Consider the following 20,138-nt stretch of genomic DNA (forward strand, 5'->3'; position numbering starts at 1 on the left):
AGGTAACTATGCACAACTCAACTCCTCTTTCCGCCCTGCGCAACCTGCTGATAGCGCAGGGGCTGGATGGCATGATTGTTCCGCGCGCCGATGCTCATCAAAGTGAAGATTGTACGCCGCATGACAATAAACTGGCCTGGCTGACCGGTTTTAGCGGCTCTGCCGGCCTCGCGTTGGTCCTTCGGGATCGCGCGTTAATGTTTGTCGATGGACGCTATCAGGTCCAGGTACGCAATGAAGTCTCGCTGGATGATTTTGAAATTCATCATTTACACGATGAGCCGCTGGCCGACTATTTGCAGTCTCACGTTGCAGCGGGTACACGTATCGGCTTTGAACCAATGCTGATGGTCAACAGCCAGTTTGAAGCCTTGTCGGCAACACATTGCAAGCTGGTGCCTCTTGAGCAAGATCCTTTTGACCAGGTATGGCTAGACCGACCGGCAGCCCCCTGCGGCATCATTCGTGAAATGCCCATTGAAATCAGCGGGGAAAGCAGCACGCAAAAGCGTGCCCGCGTCGTGGAACAACTCGCTCAACACCAGGCTGACGTGCTGGCAATTACCCTGCCGGATAACATTGCATGGTTATTGAATGTACGCGGTTCGGATCTGGCCATGGTGCCAGTGCCGTTTTCGTTTGCCCTGCTCCATCCCAGCGGTGAGCTGGAATGGTTTGTGGATAGCAATAAAACGCAACAGCTTCCCGCATCACTGCTGGATACGCTTACTCTTGCCCCGCAAGAGAATTTTCTGACTCGCTGCCAGCAGTTAGCTAATGGGAAGCGTTTCCTGGTCGATAAAGACTACGCCCCGGTCGCGTTGCGTTTTGCCATTGAAAAACACGGTGGCAACGTTCTTTGGGCGCCCGATCCCATCACTCTGATGAAATCCAACAAAAATGACGTTGAACTGGCAGGCTATCGGGAATGCCATGAACAAGATGGCGCAGCCTGGGTAAACTTCCTTGCCTGGCTGGCCCATGAAGTTCCTTTGCGCGAAGCGGCAGGCAATCCGGTCACCGAGCTGGAAGCGCAGGCCAAGCAACTGGAATTTCGCCAGCAGCAGCCGGGATTTATCGAGCAAAGTTTCAGCACGATTTCGGCCTCTGCCAGCAATGCCGCAATGTGCCATTACCACTCCAGTGAAAAGACCAATACGCCAATTACCTCGCAGGCCATGTATCTGAATGATTCCGGTGGCCAGTACCACAATGGTACGACGGATACGACGCGTACCCTCGCATTTGGCCCACAGGATCCGCAACGTCGCCTACATTACACAGCCGTGTTGAAAGGCTTTTTGTCGCTTATTTCGCTGCAGTTTCCCAGTGGGACTCAGGGCCATCAACTGGATGCCTTTAGCCGCCGGGCGTTGTGGGAGCTGGGACTGGATTTTGATCATGGCACGGGACACGGCGTGGGTCACCAGTTGCTTATTCATGAGCAACCCCATCGCATCGCCAAAAAAGTAAACCCGTGGCCACTGGTCGCAGGCAATATCATCACCATCGAGCCGGGTTATTATCTGGCCGGACAGTATGGGATCCGTATTGAGAATCAGGTGGAGATTATCAACAGTCGTCCTGGTTTTTGTCGTTTCTCAACGCTGACGCTAGTACCGATTGATTTGAATCTGGTTGAACTGCATCTGCTGAGTGATGCTGAGAAACAGTGGATTGATGATTACCACCAGCAGGTCAGAGAGACGTTATCCCCGCGCGTGAACGCAGAGGCACGTCCATGGCTGTTCGCTGCCACCGCACCGATTCGCGTTCAGGCTAATTAATGCAATAAAAAAGGCAGCCCGCAGGCTGCCTTAGTTCTCCCCAACTTCTTACTGCTTAGCTGTTACGGATGTACTCATCCATTTCAGTTTTCAGGTTATCGGACTTAGTCCCGAAGATAGCCTGAACACCGGAACCAGCTACCACAACGCCTGCCGCACCCAGTTTCTTCAGGCCAGCCTGATCCACTTTGGCAACGTCAGCCACGCTGACACGCAGACGGGTGATGCACGCATCAAGGTTAGTGATGTTTTCTTTACCGCCGAATGCCGCAACCAGAGCCGGAGCCATTTCGCCGGACGCACCTGCTTTGCTGTCTTCGGTAGCATCTTCACGACCCGGAGTTTTCAGGTCCAGCGCTTTGATCAGCACACGGAAGATGGTGTAGTAAACAATCGCATAACCGATTCCGACAATCGGGAACAGCCACAGTTTGCTGCTGTTACCGGACAGAACGATAAAGTCGATCAGACCGTGGGAGAACGACGTACCGTCGCGCATACCCAGCAGGATACAGATCGGGAATGCCAGACCAGCCAGAATCGCGTGGATGATGTACAGGATCGGCGCCACGAACATGAAGGAGAACTCGATCGGCTCGGTAATACCGGTCAGGAACGAGGTCAGCGCCGCGGAGATCATGATACCGCCCACTTTCGCGCGGTTTTCTGGTTTAGCAGAGTGCCAGATAGCGATAGCGGCAGCCGGCAGACCGTACATTTTGAACAGGAAGCCACCGGACAGTTTGCCCGCAGTCGGGTCACCCGCCATGTAGCGAGGAATATCACCGTGGAACACCTGACCCGCAGCGTTAGTGTACTCACCGATCTGCATCTGGAATGGAACGTTCCAGATATGGTGCAGACCAAACGGTACCAGGCAGCGTTCAATGAAGCCATAGATACCGAACGCCACGACCGGGTTCTGGTATGCAGCCCACTGGGAGAACGTCTGAATAGCAGTACCGATCGGTGGCCAAATGAAGGACAGAACCACACCTGTGAAGATGGCAGCCAGACCAGAAATGATAGGAACGAAGCGCTTACCCGCAAAGAAGCCAAGATACTCAGGCAATTTGATACGGTAGAAACGGTTGAACATATACGCTGCAATCGCACCGGAGATAATCCCCCCGAGAACACCCGTATCAGCAAGGTGTTTAGCGGCGATCTCTTCAGCAGGTAAATGCAGAACCAGCGGCGCAACAACAGCCATGGTCTTAACCATGATGCCGTAAGCAACAACGGATGCCAGTGCAGATACACCGTCATTATTAGTGAAGCCTAACGCAACACCGATAGCAAAAATCAGCGGCATGTTCGCAAAAACAGAACCGCCTGCTTCTGCCATTACGTGCGATACAACGGCTGGCAGCCAGCTGAAGTTAGCGGAACCGACGCCCAGCAGGATACCTGCAATCGGGAGTACGGATACCGGCAGCATCAGCGATTTACCGACCTTTTGCAGGTTAGCAAATGCATTCTTAAACATAATTAGGAGTGCTCCTGAGTATTTGTGCTTATACACTTCATCCTTCAAACCGCCTCAGGGTGGGCTGCGCTCGTTCATCCCAGTCACTTACTCTGGTAAGCTCCTGCAATTCACTCACTTGCCGCCTTGATGCAGCTTGATTGACTTTGTGTATTCTACGTTCTCACGCATTGGCGAGGGGGGAGAACCTCGCCGTGTACAGGGCATCTAAGTACCCTTTATTTATTACACAGAGTAAAATAATTCAGTTTGTTTTTGTTTGACGGCTATCACAGTTCAGTCGTGAATGGCCGCAAAATCCGCACATTCCGATAAAATGAGTTTCTGAATGTGTCAAACTGATTATTCACCGCCCATTTTGTGGCGGTGAACTTTACTCGCATTAGTGATTAATTACGAGCTTTAAAAAAAGTCAGTTAACGAACAGATTGCAGGCGAGAAGCGTCGATGTGAAACAGGCGGGCAAAGTTATCAGTGGTTGCCTGCGCCAGTTCTTCAACGGCAACACCTTTCACTACGGCCATGTACTCTGCAACGTCACGAGTCATGGCGGGCTGGTTCTCTTTTCCACGATGCGGTACAGGCGCAAGGTAGGGAGAATCCGTCTCGACCAATAACCGGTCCAGAGGAACATAGCGGGCGGCATCACGGAGCTGCTCTGCATTTCGGAACGTGACGATGCCGGAAAACGAGATATAGAATCCAAGGTCCAGTAATTTGCCCGCCGTTTCTCTGTCCTCTGTAAAACAGTGTAGTACGCCGCCACAATCCGTCACTTTTTCTTCGCGCAGAATAGACAGCGTATCGGCTCGCGCATCGCGGGTATGCACGATAACCGGCTTCTGTAACTCACGGCCGATCTGAATATGGTGGATAAAAGATTCCTGCTGGCGCACCTTTGTTTCCGGCGTGTAAAAATAGTCCAGCCCGGTTTCTCCCATCGCCACAACCCCCTCTTCGGCGGCAAAACGGCGCAGGTCCTCAACATCATAGGTTTCATCCTGATTTAACGGGTGCACGCCGCAGGAAAAAACCACATTGTCACGCTCACCGACCAGTTCGCGCATACTGCGGTATCCTGGCAGAGTGGTCGCAACGGCAAGACAGAATTTCACATCGCGTGCGGCCGCTTTCGCCAGCACGTCGTCCACGTCCTTATGCAGAGATTGATAATCCAGGCCATCAAGATGGCAGTGTGAGTCGACTAAAAACATAATGTCTCTCTCAAAGATGGGGAACAGGCAGTACGGAGCCTGGTTGCAGGTAATGCTCAATACGAAGAATAAGATCGGTTAACACCAGCTCACGGTTTACGCCCGTCACGTTCAGCAGTTGCTGACGACAATGACAAACGTCACCGAGTATCGCCTGTATCTGGGCAACGGATAACCGTTCTGCGATAGAAGATATCAGGTCCAGCGCATCAGGATTCGTTAAATGGGAAACGCCATACGGACGTTTCAACGCATCGGTCAACAACGTTGCCAGCCAGTGTAAACGGGCGGCAGCCTGATCGTGGTTTAACGCCGCGAGCAGTATATACCAGTCGCCTGTGTTTAATGTGTTCACCAGTGCCGCACAAAAATCTGTGCGGTGCGCCCAGCTTTCAGCCTGTAACAACGTAAGTGCCGCGCCTGGCGAACCTGCACTCAGGCGTAACGCGCTCAGCAGCGCTTCTGACGACGCAGTCACTTCACGAGCAAGCCAGGAAATCGCATACGACTCCGGCGGTGGTGCAAGATGATGTAACCGACAACGGCTGCGTAATGTCGCCAGCAAGCGAGCTGGCTCTGTGCTGGCGAGGAAAAACCAGGTTTGTGCCGGGGGTTCTTCCAGCGTTTTCAGCAAGGCGTTGGCGGCGGCATCAGTTAACTGGGCAGCATCCGGGATCCACACGACCTTCGCGCCGCCGAGACGCGAATGCTCGTACAGCTTTTCACTGACTTCGCGTACCGCATCAACCCCCAGCGTGCTTTTGCCTTTTTCCGGCAGCAGCGAATAGTAGTCAGGGTGCGTCCCCGCCTGCATTAGCTGACAGCCGCGGCACTGTCCACAGCTTTTATGCTCTTCCGGCTGCTGGCACATTAAATAGCGGCTGAGGGCGTAAATCAGCGCGTCGTCGCCCATTCCGGGTAACGCCTGAATCAGTAACGCATGGTGACCACGACCCGTCTGGTAGCTGGCTACCAGTTTTTCAAAATCCGGTCGTAACCATGGGTACCATTTCATGCGCCCTGCTCCTTCACCCATTGGGTGATGGTATGACGGATATCAGCCATCACAGCCTCCAACGGCTGCGTAGCGTCTATAGTACGAATGCTGGCGTCTTTGGCAGCCAGCTCAAGATAACGCGCGCGAGTACGATTAAAGAAGTCGAAAGATTCCTGCTCAATACGATCCAGCTCGCCGCGGGCACGGGCACGCTTCAACCCGACTTCTGGCGTCACATCCAGATAGATCGTCAGGTCCGGACGAAAATCACCAAGCACCGCATCACGCAGGGTTGCCAGCATGTTTTGATCGATACCGCGTCCGCCGCCCTGATACGCCTGGGTCGACAGATCGTGACGATCGCCAATTACCCACGCGCCTTTCGCCAGTGCAGGTTTAATAACGGTTTCGACCAACTGCACACGCGCCGCGTAAAACATCAGAACTTCGGCTTTATCGGTAATGACCTCGTCACCGACCGATTTAATATCCAGCACCAGACTTCTTAGTTTCTCAGCCAGCTGCGTTCCACCAGGTTCGCGGGTGAAAACCATGTCACGAATACCGAGTTGCTCAAGTGTCTCTACCACTACGTCACGTGCGGTGGTTTTTCCGGCGCCTTCCAGGCCCTCGATGACGATATAGTTACTGCCCATTTTTTTCCTTAAGCACTTTCAGGTAATCCTGCACGGACCGGTTGTGGCTGGCAAGATTGGTGTTAAACGTGTGGCCACCTTTACCGTCAGCCACAAAATAAAGATACGGCGTTTTTGCCGGATGTGCCGCGGCCTGCAACGATGCCTCTCCCGGCATGGCAATCGGGCCTGGCGGCAGCCCCGTAATGGTATAGGTGTTATAGGCGGTCGGGGTGTCTAAATCCACACGCGACAATTTGCCATTATACCGTGTACCCATCCCGTAAATCACGGTCGGATCGGTTTGTAAACGCATACCGATGCGTAAACGGTTAATAAAGACCGAAGCCACCTGGTCGCGCTCGCTGGCGACCGCAGTTTCTTTTTCAATAATAGAAGCCATGGTTACCAGCTGATTTTTGTCCTGATAAGGCAGGCCATCAGCGCGCCCCTCCCAGACAGTATCCACCGCTTTAACCATTTTCTGATGCGCGCGTTTTAGCAACGCTACGTCAGTAGTATTGGCGGTATACATCCAGGTATCTGGCCAGAACCAGCCTTCTACCCATTGCGAGTTTTCCAGCTTAAGTGCCTCGGCCACGGTCTCATAGCTATCGTCGCTTAACGTATGTTTGATATACGGGGCATCACGCAGCTGTTTGAGGTAATCGCTCAGGCGCATCCCTTCAACCAGACGTAACGGGAACTGCGCCTCTTTGCCGCTTTCCAGTAGTTGCAGCATGTCCCGCACCGTCATGTCAGGCGTGAAGCGATATGTTCCGGCCTTAAAATGCGACAGCTCGGGCTCCACACGCAGCAGCCACTGGAACACGCGCGGACGATTGATAACTTTGTCTGCATACAGCTGTTCGCCGAGAGCCAGACGGCCCGTCCCCGCTTTCAGCGTAAAAATCGTTTCTTCTTTAATCAATAATTTGCTGTCCGCCAGATGGCGAACTTTCCACATTCCCACTCCAGCGGCAATGCCCAGCACAACCAGCAATAACAGGACAACAAGTAACAGTTTTTTCATGACTAATTCGGGTGCTCACAAAGTGGGGCTAAATAATCGAATAACAAACGTGAAGACAACAACGTGTCGCCACAGGCACGCACGGGAATAATGGGCATTAACGCGTTACAGACGACGATTTCATCAGCCTGCATTACCTCCTCCAACCCGGCATACACTTCGACAATACTGAATGGCGATTGTGCCAGCATCCGGATACAGAATTGTCGCATAATACCGTTCACTCCGGCCTGGTCCAGCCGGGGCGTGTAAACCACATCGCCTTTACGCCAGAACAAATTAGCCGCACAGCATTCCGTAACCCATCCCTCGCTGTCAAGAACCAGCGCTTCATCGGCGTCCGTCTGTTCAAGATGAGAGCGAATCAACACCTGCTCCAGTCGATTCAGGTGTTTAAGCCCGGCAAGCAGTGGATTACGTCCCAGCCGCACTGGGCTTAGCGCCAGCGTAATACCTTCTTGCCGCCAACGATCGTAATGATCGGGCCAGGCTGAAACGGAGAGGATGCGTGTGGCACTATGACAATTTTTGCCACTGTAACCCCGGCCTCCACTGCCACGGCTGATAATCACTTTCAACACACCGCGTACGTGCCCTTTCGCCAGCATTTTCATTTCATTTTGCAGCTCGGACCAATCTTCAAAAGAGATCAGCAGTTTTTGGCAAGCGTCTTGTAAACGCTCAAGATGCGCTGCAAAGAGAGGGATTTCACCGTCGATAATACAGGCAGTGGTAAAACAGCCATCACCAAATTGGGCCGCTCGATCGCTTGCGGCCAGCATATCTTGCTCGCAGCCATTAATTAAGAACATGGTGGCTCCTTATTTCTGGTCCGCTAGTTTGGCAGGATGAGGTACACAGGACAAGGGCGGAAAACCGAATAAAAAAAGGCCCGACAAGCGGACCTTTTCAATTTGCTATCGATGCTAGCGCATCACCTGACAGACTTAAATCTTTTTAAAGATCAAAGATCCGTTGGTACCACCGAAGCCAAAGGAGTTACACAGCGCATACTCCAGACCACTAACCTGACGCGCTTCGTGAGGTACGAAGTCCAGGTCACAACCTTCATCCGGATTATCCAGGTTGATGGTTGGCGGAATAGCCTGATCGCGCAGCGCCAGGATAGAGAAGATAGACTCTACCGCGCCCGCCGCACCCAACAGGTGTCCGGTCATGGATTTGGTGGAGCTTACCATCACACGGCTTGCCGCATCGCCAAAGACAGATTTCACTGCCTGGGTTTCAGCTTTATCGCCTGCAGGCGTAGACGTACCATGTGCGTTGACATAGCCGATCTGACCCGCTTCAATAGCCGCATCGCGCAGTGCGTTGACCATTGCCAGCGCAGCGCCTGCACCGTTTTCCGGTGGCGACGTCATGTGGTATGCATCGCTGCTCATACCGAAGCCAACGACTTCAGCATAGATTTTTGCACCACGCGCTTTTGCATGCTCGTACTCTTCCAGTACCACCATGCCAGCGCCGTCGCCCAGCACAAAGCCGTCACGCTCTTTGTCCCACGGGCGGCTTGCCGCTTGCGGGTTATCATTACGCGTAGACAGTGCACGTGCCGCGCCAAAGCCACCCACACCCAACGGCGTACTGGCTTTTTCAGCACCACCCGCAACCATCGCGTCTGCATCGCCGTATGCAATGATACGTGCGGCATGACCGATGTTATGCACGCCTGAAGTACAGGCGGTCGCGATGGAGATGCTTGGCCCTTGCAGGCCGTACATGATGGTCAGGTGACCAGCCACCATGTTAACAATCGTCGACGGAACGAAGAACGGGCTGATCTTACGCGGTCCACCGTTTACCAGTGAGGTATGGTTTTCTTCGATAAGACCGAGACCGCCAATACCAGAGCCGATAGCGGCGCCAATACGATGAGCGTTCTCTTCCGTAATTTCGAGGCCAGAATCCTGCATGGCCTGAACGCCAGCGACAATTCCATATTGAATGAAGGCATCCATCTTGCGCTGTTCTTTGCGCGAGATAATGTCTTCACAGTTAAAATCCTTTACTAAGCCAGCAAATTTCGTTGCATAGGCGCTAGTATCGAAATGGTCGATCAGGCTGATGCCACTCTGACCGGCAAGGAGAGCTTTCCAGGTAGACTCTACGGTATTGCCGACAGGAGACAACATGCCCAGTCCGGTCACAACTACACGACGCTTAGACACGGTTGTCCTCCAGGGAGGGAAAATAATTCAAGTGGGATAAAAAGATAAAACTCAGGCGGTCGAATGACCGCCTGGAGATGTTCACTTACGCCTGGTGGCCGTTGATGTAATCAATGGCAGCCTGAACGGTAGTGATTTTCTCAGCTTCTTCGTCCGGAATCTCAGTATCAAACTCTTCTTCCAGAGCCATTACCAGCTCAACGGTGTCAAGAGAATCTGCGCCCAGGTCTTCAACGAAGGAAGCATTGTTGGTTACTTCTTCCTGCTTAACGCCCAGCTGTTCGCCGATAATTTTCTTAACGCGTTCTTCGATAGTGCTCATACTCTTAAATTTCCTATCAAAACTCGCTTTCGCGATGGTTTTCGTAGTGTATAAAATGTTGAAAAATTTGCAACTAAATCCCGGCAGGTCTTACCACGATTTTACGTTATTTTGAGGCCAAGACCTACAATAACGCAAATATTTTTCATCGTGGTTAAACCATGTACATCCCGCCGTTGACGTGCAAAGTCTCACCTGTGATGTAACTTGCTTCGTCAGAAGCTAAAAATGCAACCGCACTGGCGATTTCCTGAGCGCCGCCGAGGCGACCCGCAGGAACCTGCGCCAGAATACCCGCACGCTGATCATCAGACAGCGCACGCGTCATGTCCGTTTCAATAAAGCCCGGAGCAACAACGTTTACAGTAATGCCACGAGACGCAACTTCGCGCGCCAGTGATTTACTGAAGCCGATCAGACCCGCTTTCGCCGCAGCGTAGTTAGCCTGACCCGCATTTCCCATGGTACCAACCACAGAACCGATAGTGATAATACGCCCATGACGCTTTTTCATCATAGCTCGCATTACCGCTTTTGACAGACGGAAAACAGATGACAGGTTGGTTTCGATGATATCGTTCCACTCGTCATCTTTCATGCGCATTAACAGGTTATCACGAGTAATCCCGGCATTATTGACCAGGATATCGACTTCACCAAATTCTGCGCGAATATTTTCCAGAACAGATTCGATAGATGCCGGATCGGTCACATTCAACATCAGACCTTTACCATTTGCACCTAAGTAATCGCTAATGGCCTGCGCGCCGCTTTCGCTGGTAGCAGTACCGATAACTTTCGCGCCACGGGCAACGAGTGTCTCAGCAATTGCGCGGCCAATGCCACGGCTTGCACCGGTAACCAGCGCGATTTTTCCTTCAAAACTCATGGTCTTCCTCTTTTATTGCTCTAGCGCCGCAGACAGTGCCGCCGGCTCATTCAGTGCCGAAGCAGTCAGGGTATCAACAATACGTTTCGTCAGACCGGTCAGAACTTTACCCGGACCGACTTCATACAGGTGCTCTACGCCCTGGGATGCCATAAATTCAACGGTTTTAGTCCACTGAACCGGGCTATACAGCTGACGAACCAGCGCATCGCGAATTGCGTCTGCCGTAGTTTCACACTTCACATCAACGTTGTTCACAACCGGAACAGTCGGTGCGTTAAAGGTGATTTTCTGCAGCTCAACGGCCAGTTTCTCAGCAGCTGGCTTCATCAGCGCGCAGTGAGAAGGAACGCTGACCGGCAGCGGCAGCGCACGCTTAGCGCCCGCGGCTTTACAGGCAACACCAGCACGTTCTACGGCTTCTTTATGCCCGGCAATAACCACCTGACCCGGTGAGTTAAAGTTTACCGGTGAAACCACCTGGCCTTCGGCAGACTCTTCGCACGCTTTAGCGATAGCGGCATCGTCCAGACCGATAATAGCAGACATGCCGCCAGTGCCTTCCGGAACCGCTTCCTGCATGAATTTGCCACGCAGTTCAACCAGACGTACGGCATCGGCAAAACCGATAACACCCGCACATACCAGCGCAGAATATTCGCCCAGGCTGTGACCCGCCATCAGCGCAGGTGTTTTACCCCCCTGCTGCTGCCATACGCGATAAAGCGCAACGGATGCGGTCAACAGCGCGGGCTGCGTCTGCCAGGTTTTATTCAGTTCTTCAGCCGGACCTTGCTGAGTCAACGCCCACAGATCATAGCCCAGTGCAGCTGATGCTTCAGCAAATGTTTCTTCAACAATTGGGTAGGTTGCTGCCATTTCAGACAACATCCCAACGGTCTGGGAACCCTGCCCCGGAAACACAAATGCAAATTGCGTCATGTTTAAATCCTTATACTAGAAACGAACCAGCGCGGAGCCCCAGGTGAATCCACCCCCGAAGGCTTCAAGCAATATCAACTGCCCAGCTTTAATACGCCCGTCGCGGACGGCTTCGTCCAGCGCGCACGGTACGGAGGCAGCAGAGGTATTACCATGTCTGTCGAGCGTCACGACAACATTATCCATCGACATACCCAGCTTTTTAGCTGTCGCGCTGATAATGCGCAGGTTAGCCTGATGCGGCACCAGCCAGTCCAGCGCAGAACGGTCGAGATTATTGGCTTCCAGCGTTTCATCAACGATGTGCGCAAGCTCGGTCACCGCGACTTTAAATACTTCGTTACCCGCCATCGTCAGGTGGATCGGGTTTTCCGGGTTCACGCGATCGGCGTTAGGCAGCGTCAACAGTTCGCCGTAGCGACCGTCAGCGTGCAGATGCGTGGAGAGAATGCCTGGCTCTTCTGATGCGCTCAGTACAACCGCACCAGCCCCATCACCGAAAATGATGATCGTTCCGCGATCGGTTGGATCGCAGGTACGGGCCAGGACATCGGAGCCAACGACCAGAGCATGCTTAACTGCGCCAGATTTAACGTACTGGTCGGCAACGCTCAGGGCGTAAGTGAAGCCAGCACAAGCGGCTGCAACGTCAAACGCCGGACAGCCTTTGATCCCCAGCATACTTTGGATCTGGCACGCCGCGCTTGGAAATGCGTGAGTGGATGATGTGGTAGCAACCACAATCAGACCAATTTGTTCTTTGTCGATGCCCGCCATTTCAATCGCACGGTTTGCGGCGACAAAGCCCATCGTCGCAACTGTTTCATTTGGCGCTGCAATATGGCGTTCACGGATACCTGTACGAGTGACGATCCACTCATCAGATGTCTCAACCATTTTTTCCAAATCGGCGTTAGTACGCACTTGTTCAGGCAGATAGCTGCCAGTACCAATAATCTTCGTATACATGTACGCTCAGTCACTTTTTGGTTATATACCGCTACGAGCAAATCGCTGATACGTTGGCCACATTCACAAACGCACCGTTATCTGTGTGCTCGTGATTTTGCGCTTTCGCCACCGTCCAGCAGTTCGAATCCAGCTGGGTATACAGATTCCAGGCGAGCGGCAATTCGCTGAGGAACTTGTCGCTGCACCGCCTGCACTGCCTGTTCAATCGCGACTTCAAATGCTCGCTGATTGGCCGCACCATGACTCTTAATCACCGTGCCGCGCAATCCTAACAGACAGGCGCCATTATACTGGTCGGGGTTGAGGTGACTAAATCGCCTTGTCAGGCTTTTTTGTAACCAACGTTTTAATAACAGAAGCCACCACGACCGTTTTTTGCCCTCACCCTGAGATTTCAGCAGTGAAAGGAACATTCTGACAACACCTTCCATCGTCTTTAATGTGACATTACCTGTAAAACCGTCACAGACCAACACATCGGTTTTGCCAGTCAGTAACTCATTGGCTTCAAGATAGCCGATATAATTAATGGAAGGGATTGTTTTTAGCACAGCTGAAGCATCTCGAATACTGTCGAGACCTTTCGTTTCTTCTTCGCCGATGTTGAGTAACGCTACGCGAGGATTGGCAATGCCAACAACCTCTTCTGCCAGCACGGAACCCATGACGGCAAATTGCACCAACATCGTGCTATCACAATCTACGTTGGCGCCCAAATCCAGAACCACCGTTTTGCCCTTTTGCTGATGGGGTAACACCGTCACCAACGCAGGACGCTCAATCCCCTCAAGAGGTTTGAGCAATAACTTCGCAAGTCCCATGAGTGCGCCCGTATTACCGGCGCTGACACAAGCTTGTGCCTGACCTTCTTTCACGAGCTCCAGGGCAACACGCATTGAGCTTCCACGACTGGCGCGAATAGCTTGCGAGGGCCGGGCATCACTGGCAATAACTGACTGAGCAGGGATAATCTGCAGACGCGAACGTTGTTCGAAGTCAGCTTTGGCAAGTAATGGCGTGATTGTATCGGGATCCCCGACTAAAAGAAGTGTGAGTTGCGAATTAGAATTCAGTGCCTGCAATGCTGCAGGCACTGTCACGGTAGGGCCAAAATCTCCCCCCATGACATCTAACGCCAAGGTTAGACGTGTCAAGGTATCGTCGCTGCCCGGTTAGGTGTTTCCCCAGTTACCCGGGGAAAGCCTCACTAAGCTTCATCACGCGTTCACTCTTTGTCTTTCTCACCAGAAGTGGGAAAACCATTGAGTCATGCGTGATTACTTAGCGATTACCTTACGGCCACGGTAGAAACCGTCGGCAGTGATGTGGTGACGCAGGTGTTGTTCACCAGAAGTTTTGTCTACAGACAGGCTGGTGACTGCGGTCAGAGCGTCATGAGAACGACGCATGCCACGTTTGGAACGGGTTGGTTTATTCTGTTGTACGGCCATGGACCTTACTCCTCAATTACTTACGCTTTAAGCTGGCTAATACGGCAAATGGGTTTGGTTTTTGCGCTTCATCAGGCAATTCGCCAAAGACCATGTCCGCCTCGGACACTTCACAGTGTTCAGAATCATGCACCGGAACTACCGGCAAGGAGAGGATAATCTCATCTTCAACCATTGCAAGCAGATCGATTTCACCGAATTCGTTAACCTCAATCGGCTCATACGCTTCCGGGAGTGCTTCAGCCTGCTCGTCAGAACGGACAGGACTAAAACAATATGTTGTGTGAACATGAAGTGGGAACGGTTTCCCGCAACGCTGGCATTCGAGCGTAACCGATACCTTCGCATCACCGGTTATAACGGCGAGACGCTGGTTATCGATAGCGAACGACATGGAGCATTCCACATCACTGTCCACACTGACTACAGAATCGGCGACGCGCTCAACCAGATCAGAAGTATAGATACCTTCATAATCGAGGCGTTTTTGAGCCGTACGAACCGGATCAAGAGTCAGGGGTAATTTTACCTTTTGCATAGGGCGCGCATATTAACTTTGTAACGTCATATAGTCAAAGAAAAAGGCAGCCTGTGGTTGCCTTTTGCCAATAATTCGCACACATTGCGGGTCATCGACTTAAAATCGCTCAAGACAAGCCACTACAGCCAGCTTGTAGGTCGAAGTCCATAGTTTAAAATGGCTCTCATCAATACGCTATATGCGAGGGAAAAAATATGCCTCAACTTATTCTTGCTTCTACCTCCCCCTGGCGTCGCGCTTTACTCGAAAAACTGGCAATCCCGTTTGAATGCGCTGCGCCAGAGGTTGATGAAACGCCGTTGCCCGGCGAAGCACCACGCCATTTAGTCTTGCGACTGGCGCAGAAAAAAGCGCAATCTCTCGCCCACCGTTACCCATCGCATCTGATTATTGGCTCCGATCAAATTTGTGTTCTTGATGGTGAAATAACCGGCAAACCATTAACTGAAGAAAATGCGCGCCAACAATTACTCAAAGCCCGTGGCAATATTGTGACGTTTTACACTGGACTGGCGCTGTATAATTCTGCGACCGGACATTTACAAACTGAAGTAGAACCTTTTGACGTCCATTTCCGTCATTTAAGCGAGGCGGAAATTGATGATTATCTGCGCAAAGAGCGTCCGCTCCATTGTGCAGGTAGTTTCAAAAGTGAAGGGTTAGGTATTGCACTCTTTGAACGCCTGGAGGGTCGTGACCCAAATACCTTGATCGGTTTGCCGCTTATCGCGTTGTGTCAAATGCTGCGGCGGGAAGAGATGAACCCGTTGAATGCCTGATTGATCTGCCTGATGGCGACGCGATGCGTCTTATCAGGCCTACTGTGCATCACACGATTGTAGGCCTGATAAGCAACGCGCATCAGGCTTTACTGCGTAAAACCTCGAGGCAGCGCTTCAATTGCTTATCCATCGGCGCTTCAATACGCATCACTTCCCCCGTTCCCGGATGGGTAAATTTCAACGCTGCGGCGTGCAGGAAAAGCCGATTCAACCCCGTATCCGCCAGTTGCTTATCGAACTCACGGTCACCGTAGCGATCGTCAAAAGCAATTGGATGACCGGCATACTGGGTATGCACACGAATCTGGTGCGTACGTCCGGTCACCGGGCTACAGCGCACAAGCGTAGCAAACGCATAGCGCTCTTCCACTTTAAAACGTGTTTCTGACGGTTTGCCTTCCTGGTTCACCCGCACGATACGCTCGCCGCTTTGCAGAATGTTCTTTAACAGCGGCGCCTGCACGGTTTTGACATGCGACTGCCATTGGCCTCGAACCAGCGCGAGATAGTCTTTCTGCATGCCTTTTTCACGCAGTTGTTCATGCAATGAACGCAAGGCTGAGCGTTTTTTAGCCACCAGCAAAACGCCGGAGGTATCCCGGTCGAGGCGATGCACCAGTTCAAGGAAACGCGCTTCCGGTCGCAACGCACGTAATCCTTCAATGACGCCAAAGCTTAACCCGCTTCCGCCATGTACGGCCGTACCTGAAGGTTTGTTAAGCACCAGAATGTGGTCATCTTCATATAAAATGACGTCGGTCAGCGCCGCGACCTTCTGCAGGTTTGGCGAAATGGCCTCTTCTTCACGTTCAGCGACACGCACAGGTGGAATACGCACAATATCCCCGTCTTCGAGTTTGTACTCGGGTTTAATGCGTTTTTTGTTCACCCGCACTTCGCCTTTACGCAAAATGCGATAAATCATACTTTTTGGCACGCCCTTAAGCTGGGTGCGCAAAAAGTTGTCGATGCGTTGCCCTGCTTCGTCTGCAGTAATGGCAACTGTTTTTACGGCTGGAGTCTCTGTTTTCATGGGGGCCGATTTTAAATAGCCATCAAGATTCGCGCCACACATTTTTCTATGCTTATATTAACTGCTATACCTTATTACTTAAGTTTGACATAGCCGATTTGGTGGTTATTAAAGCAATCACTACGCGGAAGTGAAAAAACTGTGAGTAACCGGGTGATAAATGGCAAAAGTCATCTTGCTATAACAAGGTTAGCAGTGGAATAATGAGGTTGTTTCCGTGTTGAATCTTGTTAAAACAAGAACTTTTCCGGAATGACCCAATTTTGCCCGACCGATCATCAACGCAGCAATGGCGTAAGACGTATTGATCTTTCAGGCAGTTAGCGGGCTGCGGGTTGCAGTCCTTACCGGTAATATGGAAGCTTTTCTGGAGAGTAACACCCAGACTGTTCCCCTGATAATTGCGCTGTGTTTCCGTATGAAATGCAGGCAACCGACACTCTGCGCCTCTTTGAGCTGACGATAACCGTGAGGTTGGCGACGCGAATAGACACGAGGCCATCGGTTCACACCCGGAAAGGCATTACTCTGCCCGCAGCTTAGTCGTCAATGTAAGAATAATGAGTAAGTTACGATGAAAAGAATGTTAATTAACGCAACTCAGCAGGAAGAGTTGCGTGTCGCCCTTGTAGATGGGCAACGTCTGTACGATCTGGATATCGAAAGTCCTGGACACGAACAGAAAAAAGCCAACATCTATAAAGGCAAAATTACCCGTATTGAACCGAGTCTGGAAGCTGCTTTTGTTGATTACGGCGCTGAACGTCACGGTTTCCTCCCGTTAAAAGAAATTGCCCGCGAATACTTCCCCGCTAACTACAACTCCCATGGTCGTCCCAACATTAAAGACGTGTTGCGCGAAGGTCAGGAAGTCATCGTTCAGATCGATAAAGAAGAACGCGGCAATAAAGGCGCTGCGCTGACTACCTTTATCAGCCTGGCGGGTAGTTATCTGGTTCTGATGCCGAACAACCCACGCGCGGGCGGTATCTCCCGTCGCATTGAAGGCGACGACCGTACCGAATTAAAAGAAGCGCTGGCAAGCCTGGAACTGCCTGATGGCATGGGGCTTATCGTGCGTACCGCAGGGGTCGGCAAATCCGCCGAAGCACTGCAGTGGGACCTGAGCTTCCGCCTGAAGCACTGGGAAGCGATTCAAAAAGCCGCTGACAGCCGCCCTGCTCCATTCCTGATCCACCAGGAAAGCAACGTTATCGTTCGCGCTTTCCGTGACTACTTACGTCAGGACATCGGCGAAATCCTTATCGATAACCCGAAAGTGATGGAGATGGCGCGTCAGCACATCGCCGCACTGGGTCGTCCGGATTTCAGCAGCAAAATCAAACTGTACACCGGTGAAATCCCGCTGTTCAGCCACTATCAGATCGAGTCTCAGATTGAATCCGCGTTCCAGCGCGAAGTACGTCTGCCGTCCGGCGGCTCAATCGTTATTGACAGCACAGAGGCACTGACCGCTATCGATATCAACTCCGCACGCGCAACTCGCGGCGGCGACATCGAAGAAACAGCGTTCAACACTAACCTTGAAGCAGCCGATGAAATTGCCCGTCAGCTGCGTCTGCGCGACCTCGGCGGTCTGATTGTAATCGACTTCATTGATATGACGCCGGTTCGCCACCAGCGCGCGGTTGAAAACCGTCTGCGCGAGGCCGTACGCCAGGACAGAGCGCGTATTCAGATCAGTCATATTTCTCGCTTCGGTCTGCTGGAGATGTCTCGTCAGCGTCTGAGCCCGTCTCTGGGTGAATCCAGCCATCACGTGTGCCCGCGTTGTTCCGGCACCGGTACCGTACGTGATAACGAATCACTGTCGCTGTCTATTCTGCGTCTGATCGAAGAAGAAGCACTGAAAGAAAATACGCAAGAAGTTCACGCTATTGTTCCTGTGCCGATCGCCTCTTACCTGCTCAACGAAAAACGTACCGCGGTAAATGCTATCGAAACGCGTCAGAATGGCGTGCGCTGTGTGATCGTGCCAAACGATCAGATGGAAACCCCGCACTATTCTGTGCTGCGCGTACGTAAAGGGGAAGAAACACCGACCCTGAGCTATCTGCTGCCGAAACTGCATGAAGAGGCAATGGCATTGCCGACGGAAGAAGAGTACGTCGAGCGTAAACAGCCTGAGCAACCGGCACTGGCCACCTTCGCCATGCCAGACGTTCCGCCAGCCCCTGCTCTGCAGGAACCTGCCGCGAAAGCCGCCGCGCCTAAAGCTGCTGCAGCAACCGCAGCCGTTGCCGCACAGCCCGGTTTGATTAGCCGTTTCTTTGGCGCCCTGAAGTCCATCTTCGGTGGTAGCGAAGAAGTGAAACCGGTTGAACAACCTGCGCCGAAAGCTGAAGAGAAAACCGAACGCCAGCAGGATCGTCGTAAACCGCGTCAGAACAATCGTCGCGACCGTAACGATCGTCGTGATAATCGCGGTGACCGTGACAACCGTAGCGAACGTTCAGAAAACGGCGAAAACCGTGAAGATAACCGCCGTAACCGTCGTCAGTCCCAGCAGCAAAATGCGGAAGCTCGCGATAACCGCCAGCAAACCACTGATGTTGCAGACAAAGCGAAATCCGGTGATGAACAGCAGGCGCCGCGTCGCGAACGCAACCGCCGTCGTAACGATGACAAGCGTCAGGCTCAGCAGGAAGTTAAAGAGCTGAACCAGGCTGAACAACCTGTGCAAGATACCGAGCAGGAAGAGCGCGTACGTCAGCCTCAAACCCGCCGCAAACAGCGTCAGTTGACTCAGAAAGTTCGTTTCACTGACAGCCCGGCGGTTGAAGCCGAAGTGGCAGCTGCCGCAGTAGTCGCTGAAACTGCTGTCGCTCAACCAACAGAACAGCCGGTACCAGCACAGCGCACCGAACTGGCGAAAGTTGATCTGCCAGCCGTCGTTGCGACTGAGCAGGAAGACAACAGCGAAGCTCGTGACTCCAACGGTATGCCGCGTCGTTCTCGCCGCTCTCCTCGCCATCTGCGCGTCAGTGGACAGCGTCGTCGTCGTTACCGTGACGAGCGTTATCCGGTTCAGTCGCCGATGCCGTTAACGGTCGCCTGCGCATCTCCAGAATTAGCGTCCGGTAAAGTTTGGATCCGCTACCCTGTTGCACGTCCTCAGGATCAGCAGGTTGAAGAACAGCGCGAACAGGAAATGGTCCAGCAGCAAGCTGCACCTGTCGCCGTAGAGCCTCAGGTTGCTGCCGCTGCCGTTGAACACATTGTGGATGCCCCTGCGCCGGTTGAAGCCGTGCGACCAGAGGTTGTCGTAGCTGAGCCTCAGGCCGCCGTTGTTGAAACCACACAGGTTGAAACCACGCATCCGGAAGTGATTGCGACCCCTGTCGAGGAACAACCGCAAATTATCGCTGCATCTGATGCGCCCGTAGCAGAAGAAATCGCCGCTGAAGCCGAACCTGTGGCTGACGTTGTGACTGCACCGGTTGCTGAAGAGCCTGCAGAGGTTGTTATTCCCCAGCCAGAAGTGGTTGAAGAGATTGCTGAAGTTGTGGAAACAGCGCCAGTTGTTGAAGAGGTTGCAGCGCCGAGAGACGTTGTTGCCGCGCCTGTCGTCGAAACTGAAGTCGTTAAGGCTGAAGTTGTCGCAGCAAGCGCTGATGCTGAACACCTGCACAGCCATGCAACCGCGCCAATGACCCGCGCTCCTGCACCGGAATATGTGCCAGAAGCGCCGCGTCACAGCGACTGGCAGCGTCCGGCATTCGCCTTTGAAGGCAAAGGTGCCGCAGGTGGACACAGCGCAACGCATCAAGCGACTGCGCCAGCAACACGTCCACAGCCTGTTGAGTAAGCCATAATCAATATCAAAGCCGGCCTTCGGGTC

The 20,138-nt window shown here is 52.6% G+C and carries 18 protein-coding genes; 3 read left to right on the forward strand and 15 right to left on the reverse strand.

The features are described from left to right. The first annotated feature begins 8 nt into the window (after positions 1-8). Positions 9-1,787 (forward strand): aminopeptidase P family protein, encoded by a 1,779-nt coding sequence (locus tag OGY18_RS09555; RefSeq protein WP_286552810.1) that lies wholly within the window; start codon positions 9-11, stop codon positions 1,785-1,787. A 55-nt stretch (positions 1,788-1,842) separates the two neighbouring features. Here the strand turns inward: OGY18_RS09555 and ptsG are convergent, their stop codons facing one another. From ptsG to yceD, 14 genes are all read right to left on the reverse strand, one after another. Further along, positions 1,843-3,276, reverse strand: a complete 1,434-nt coding sequence (gene ptsG, locus OGY18_RS09560; protein WP_003036277.1) for a PTS glucose transporter subunit IIBC — start codon at positions 3,274-3,276, stop codon at positions 1,843-1,845. A gap of 416 nt (positions 3,277-3,692) precedes the next feature. Next, the gene (locus tag OGY18_RS09565) at positions 3,693-4,490 is read right to left on the reverse strand and encodes a metal-dependent hydrolase (RefSeq protein ID WP_020996495.1); all 798 of its coding nucleotides are present in this window, start codon (positions 4,488-4,490) and stop codon (positions 3,693-3,695) included. 10 nt (positions 4,491-4,500) lie between these two features. Next, complete coding sequence (gene holB, locus OGY18_RS09570; protein WP_286552815.1) at positions 4,501-5,505, reverse strand: DNA polymerase III subunit delta'; 1,005 nt, start codon at positions 5,503-5,505, stop codon at positions 4,501-4,503. Next, on the reverse strand, positions 5,502-6,143 hold the full coding sequence (gene tmk, locus OGY18_RS09575; RefSeq protein WP_284968818.1) for a dTMP kinase: 642 nt from the start codon (positions 6,141-6,143) through the stop codon (positions 5,502-5,504). Before tmk ends, holB begins: the two co-directional genes overlap by 4 nt. Further along, on the reverse strand, positions 6,133-7,155 hold the full coding sequence (gene yceG, locus OGY18_RS09580; RefSeq protein ID WP_003832187.1) for a cell division protein YceG: 1,023 nt from the start codon (positions 7,153-7,155) through the stop codon (positions 6,133-6,135). The genes tmk and yceG overlap by 11 nt, the downstream gene beginning before the upstream one ends. A 2-nt stretch (positions 7,156-7,157) precedes the next feature. After that, positions 7,158-7,967, reverse strand: coding sequence for an aminodeoxychorismate lyase (gene pabC / locus OGY18_RS09585; RefSeq protein ID WP_063941429.1), 810 nt, complete (start codon positions 7,965-7,967; stop codon positions 7,158-7,160). A gap of 135 nt (positions 7,968-8,102) precedes the next feature. Then, on the reverse strand, positions 8,103-9,344 hold the full coding sequence (gene fabF / locus OGY18_RS09590) for a beta-ketoacyl-ACP synthase II (RefSeq protein WP_003036260.1): 1,242 nt from the start codon (positions 9,342-9,344) through the stop codon (positions 8,103-8,105). An 85-nt stretch (positions 9,345-9,429) separates the two neighbouring features. Next, positions 9,430-9,666: an acyl carrier protein gene (gene acpP / locus OGY18_RS09595; protein WP_000103754.1), complete on the reverse strand. Its 237-nt coding sequence runs from the start codon at positions 9,664-9,666 to the stop codon at positions 9,430-9,432. Between the two features lie 154 nt (positions 9,667-9,820). Beyond that, complete coding sequence (gene fabG / locus OGY18_RS09600) at positions 9,821-10,555, reverse strand: 3-oxoacyl-ACP reductase FabG (RefSeq protein ID WP_003036255.1); 735 nt, start codon at positions 10,553-10,555, stop codon at positions 9,821-9,823. Positions 10,556-10,567: 12 nt separating this feature from the next. Continuing rightward, the gene (gene fabD / locus OGY18_RS09605) at positions 10,568-11,497 is read right to left on the reverse strand and encodes an ACP S-malonyltransferase (RefSeq protein ID WP_126318487.1); all 930 of its coding nucleotides are present in this window, start codon (positions 11,495-11,497) and stop codon (positions 10,568-10,570) included. Positions 11,498-11,512: 15 nt separating this feature from the next. Continuing rightward, entirely contained in the window at positions 11,513-12,466 is a 954-nt protein-coding gene (gene fabH, locus OGY18_RS09610; protein WP_286552820.1) for a beta-ketoacyl-ACP synthase III, read from the reverse strand. 77 nt (positions 12,467-12,543) lie between these two features. Beyond that, positions 12,544-13,623, reverse strand: a complete 1,080-nt coding sequence (gene plsX / locus OGY18_RS09615) for a phosphate acyltransferase PlsX (RefSeq protein WP_071846967.1) — start codon at positions 13,621-13,623, stop codon at positions 12,544-12,546. Between the two features lie 123 nt (positions 13,624-13,746). Continuing rightward, the gene (gene rpmF / locus OGY18_RS09620; protein ID WP_003036242.1) at positions 13,747-13,920 is read right to left on the reverse strand and encodes a 50S ribosomal protein L32; all 174 of its coding nucleotides are present in this window, start codon (positions 13,918-13,920) and stop codon (positions 13,747-13,749) included. Positions 13,921-13,936: 16 nt separating this feature from the next. After that, positions 13,937-14,458 carry a 23S rRNA accumulation protein YceD gene (yceD, locus tag OGY18_RS09625; protein ID WP_003036239.1) on the reverse strand — a complete coding sequence of 174 codons (522 nt, stop codon included), beginning with the start codon at positions 14,456-14,458 and terminating at the stop codon, positions 13,937-13,939. Between the two features lie 197 nt (positions 14,459-14,655). Between yceD and OGY18_RS09630 the strand changes: the two genes are divergently transcribed. Next, positions 14,656-15,240 carry a Maf family protein gene (locus tag OGY18_RS09630; protein WP_003832177.1) on the forward strand — a complete coding sequence of 195 codons (585 nt, stop codon included), beginning with the start codon at positions 14,656-14,658 and terminating at the stop codon, positions 15,238-15,240. 82 nt (positions 15,241-15,322) lie between these two features. Here the strand turns inward: OGY18_RS09630 and rluC are convergent, their stop codons facing one another. Beyond that, positions 15,323-16,276, reverse strand: coding sequence for a 23S rRNA pseudouridine(955/2504/2580) synthase RluC (rluC, locus tag OGY18_RS09635; protein ID WP_003036228.1), 954 nt, complete (start codon positions 16,274-16,276; stop codon positions 15,323-15,325). 574 nt (positions 16,277-16,850) lie between these two features. Here rluC and rne point away from each other — a divergent pair. Then, positions 16,851-20,105, forward strand: coding sequence for a ribonuclease E (rne, locus tag OGY18_RS09640; protein ID WP_286552822.1), 3,255 nt, complete (start codon positions 16,851-16,853; stop codon positions 20,103-20,105). Positions 20,106-20,138: the final 33 nt, after the last annotated feature.

The sequence above is a fragment of the Citrobacter sp. Cpo142 genome, assembly GCF_030332425.1.
In the GTDB taxonomy this organism is placed as follows: domain Bacteria; phylum Pseudomonadota; class Gammaproteobacteria; order Enterobacterales; family Enterobacteriaceae; genus Citrobacter; species Citrobacter portucalensis.

Bases quoted from the DNA above. Each gene is read 5' to 3' on its own strand.
- OGY18_RS09555 (WP_286552810.1), top strand. From the start codon at position 9: ATGCACAACTCAACTCCTCTTTCCGCCCTGCGCAACCTGCTGATAGCG.
- ptsG (WP_003036277.1), bottom strand. From the start codon at position 3,276: ATGTTTAAGAATGCATTTGCTAACCTGCAAAAGGTCGGTAAATCGCTG.
- OGY18_RS09565 (WP_020996495.1), bottom strand. From the start codon at position 4,490: ATGTTTTTAGTCGACTCACACTGCCATCTTGATGGCCTGGATTATCAA.
- holB (WP_286552815.1), bottom strand. From the start codon at position 5,505: ATGAAATGGTACCCATGGTTACGACCGGATTTTGAAAAACTGGTAGCC.
- tmk (WP_284968818.1), bottom strand. From the start codon at position 6,143: ATGGGCAGTAACTATATCGTCATCGAGGGCCTGGAAGGCGCCGGAAAA.
- yceG (WP_003832187.1), bottom strand. From the start codon at position 7,155: ATGAAAAAACTGTTACTTGTTGTCCTGTTATTGCTGGTTGTGCTGGGC.
- pabC (WP_063941429.1), bottom strand. From the start codon at position 7,967: ATGTTCTTAATTAATGGCTGCGAGCAAGATATGCTGGCCGCAAGCGAT.
- acpP (WP_000103754.1), bottom strand. From the start codon at position 9,666: ATGAGCACTATCGAAGAACGCGTTAAGAAAATTATCGGCGAACAGCTG.
- fabG (WP_003036255.1), bottom strand. From the start codon at position 10,555: ATGAGTTTTGAAGGAAAAATCGCGCTGGTTACCGGTGCAAGCCGTGGC.
- fabD (WP_126318487.1), bottom strand. From the start codon at position 11,497: ATGACGCAATTTGCATTTGTGTTTCCGGGGCAGGGTTCCCAGACCGTT.
- fabH (WP_286552820.1), bottom strand. From the start codon at position 12,466: ATGTATACGAAGATTATTGGTACTGGCAGCTATCTGCCTGAACAAGTG.
- rpmF (WP_003036242.1), bottom strand. From the start codon at position 13,920: ATGGCCGTACAACAGAATAAACCAACCCGTTCCAAACGTGGCATGCGT.
- yceD (WP_003036239.1), bottom strand. From the start codon at position 14,458: ATGCAAAAGGTAAAATTACCCCTGACTCTTGATCCGGTTCGTACGGCT.
- OGY18_RS09630 (WP_003832177.1), top strand. From the start codon at position 14,656: ATGCCTCAACTTATTCTTGCTTCTACCTCCCCCTGGCGTCGCGCTTTA.
- rluC (WP_003036228.1), bottom strand. From the start codon at position 16,276: ATGAAAACAGAGACTCCAGCCGTAAAAACAGTTGCCATTACTGCAGAC.
- rne (WP_286552822.1), top strand. From the start codon at position 16,851: ATGAAAAGAATGTTAATTAACGCAACTCAGCAGGAAGAGTTGCGTGTC.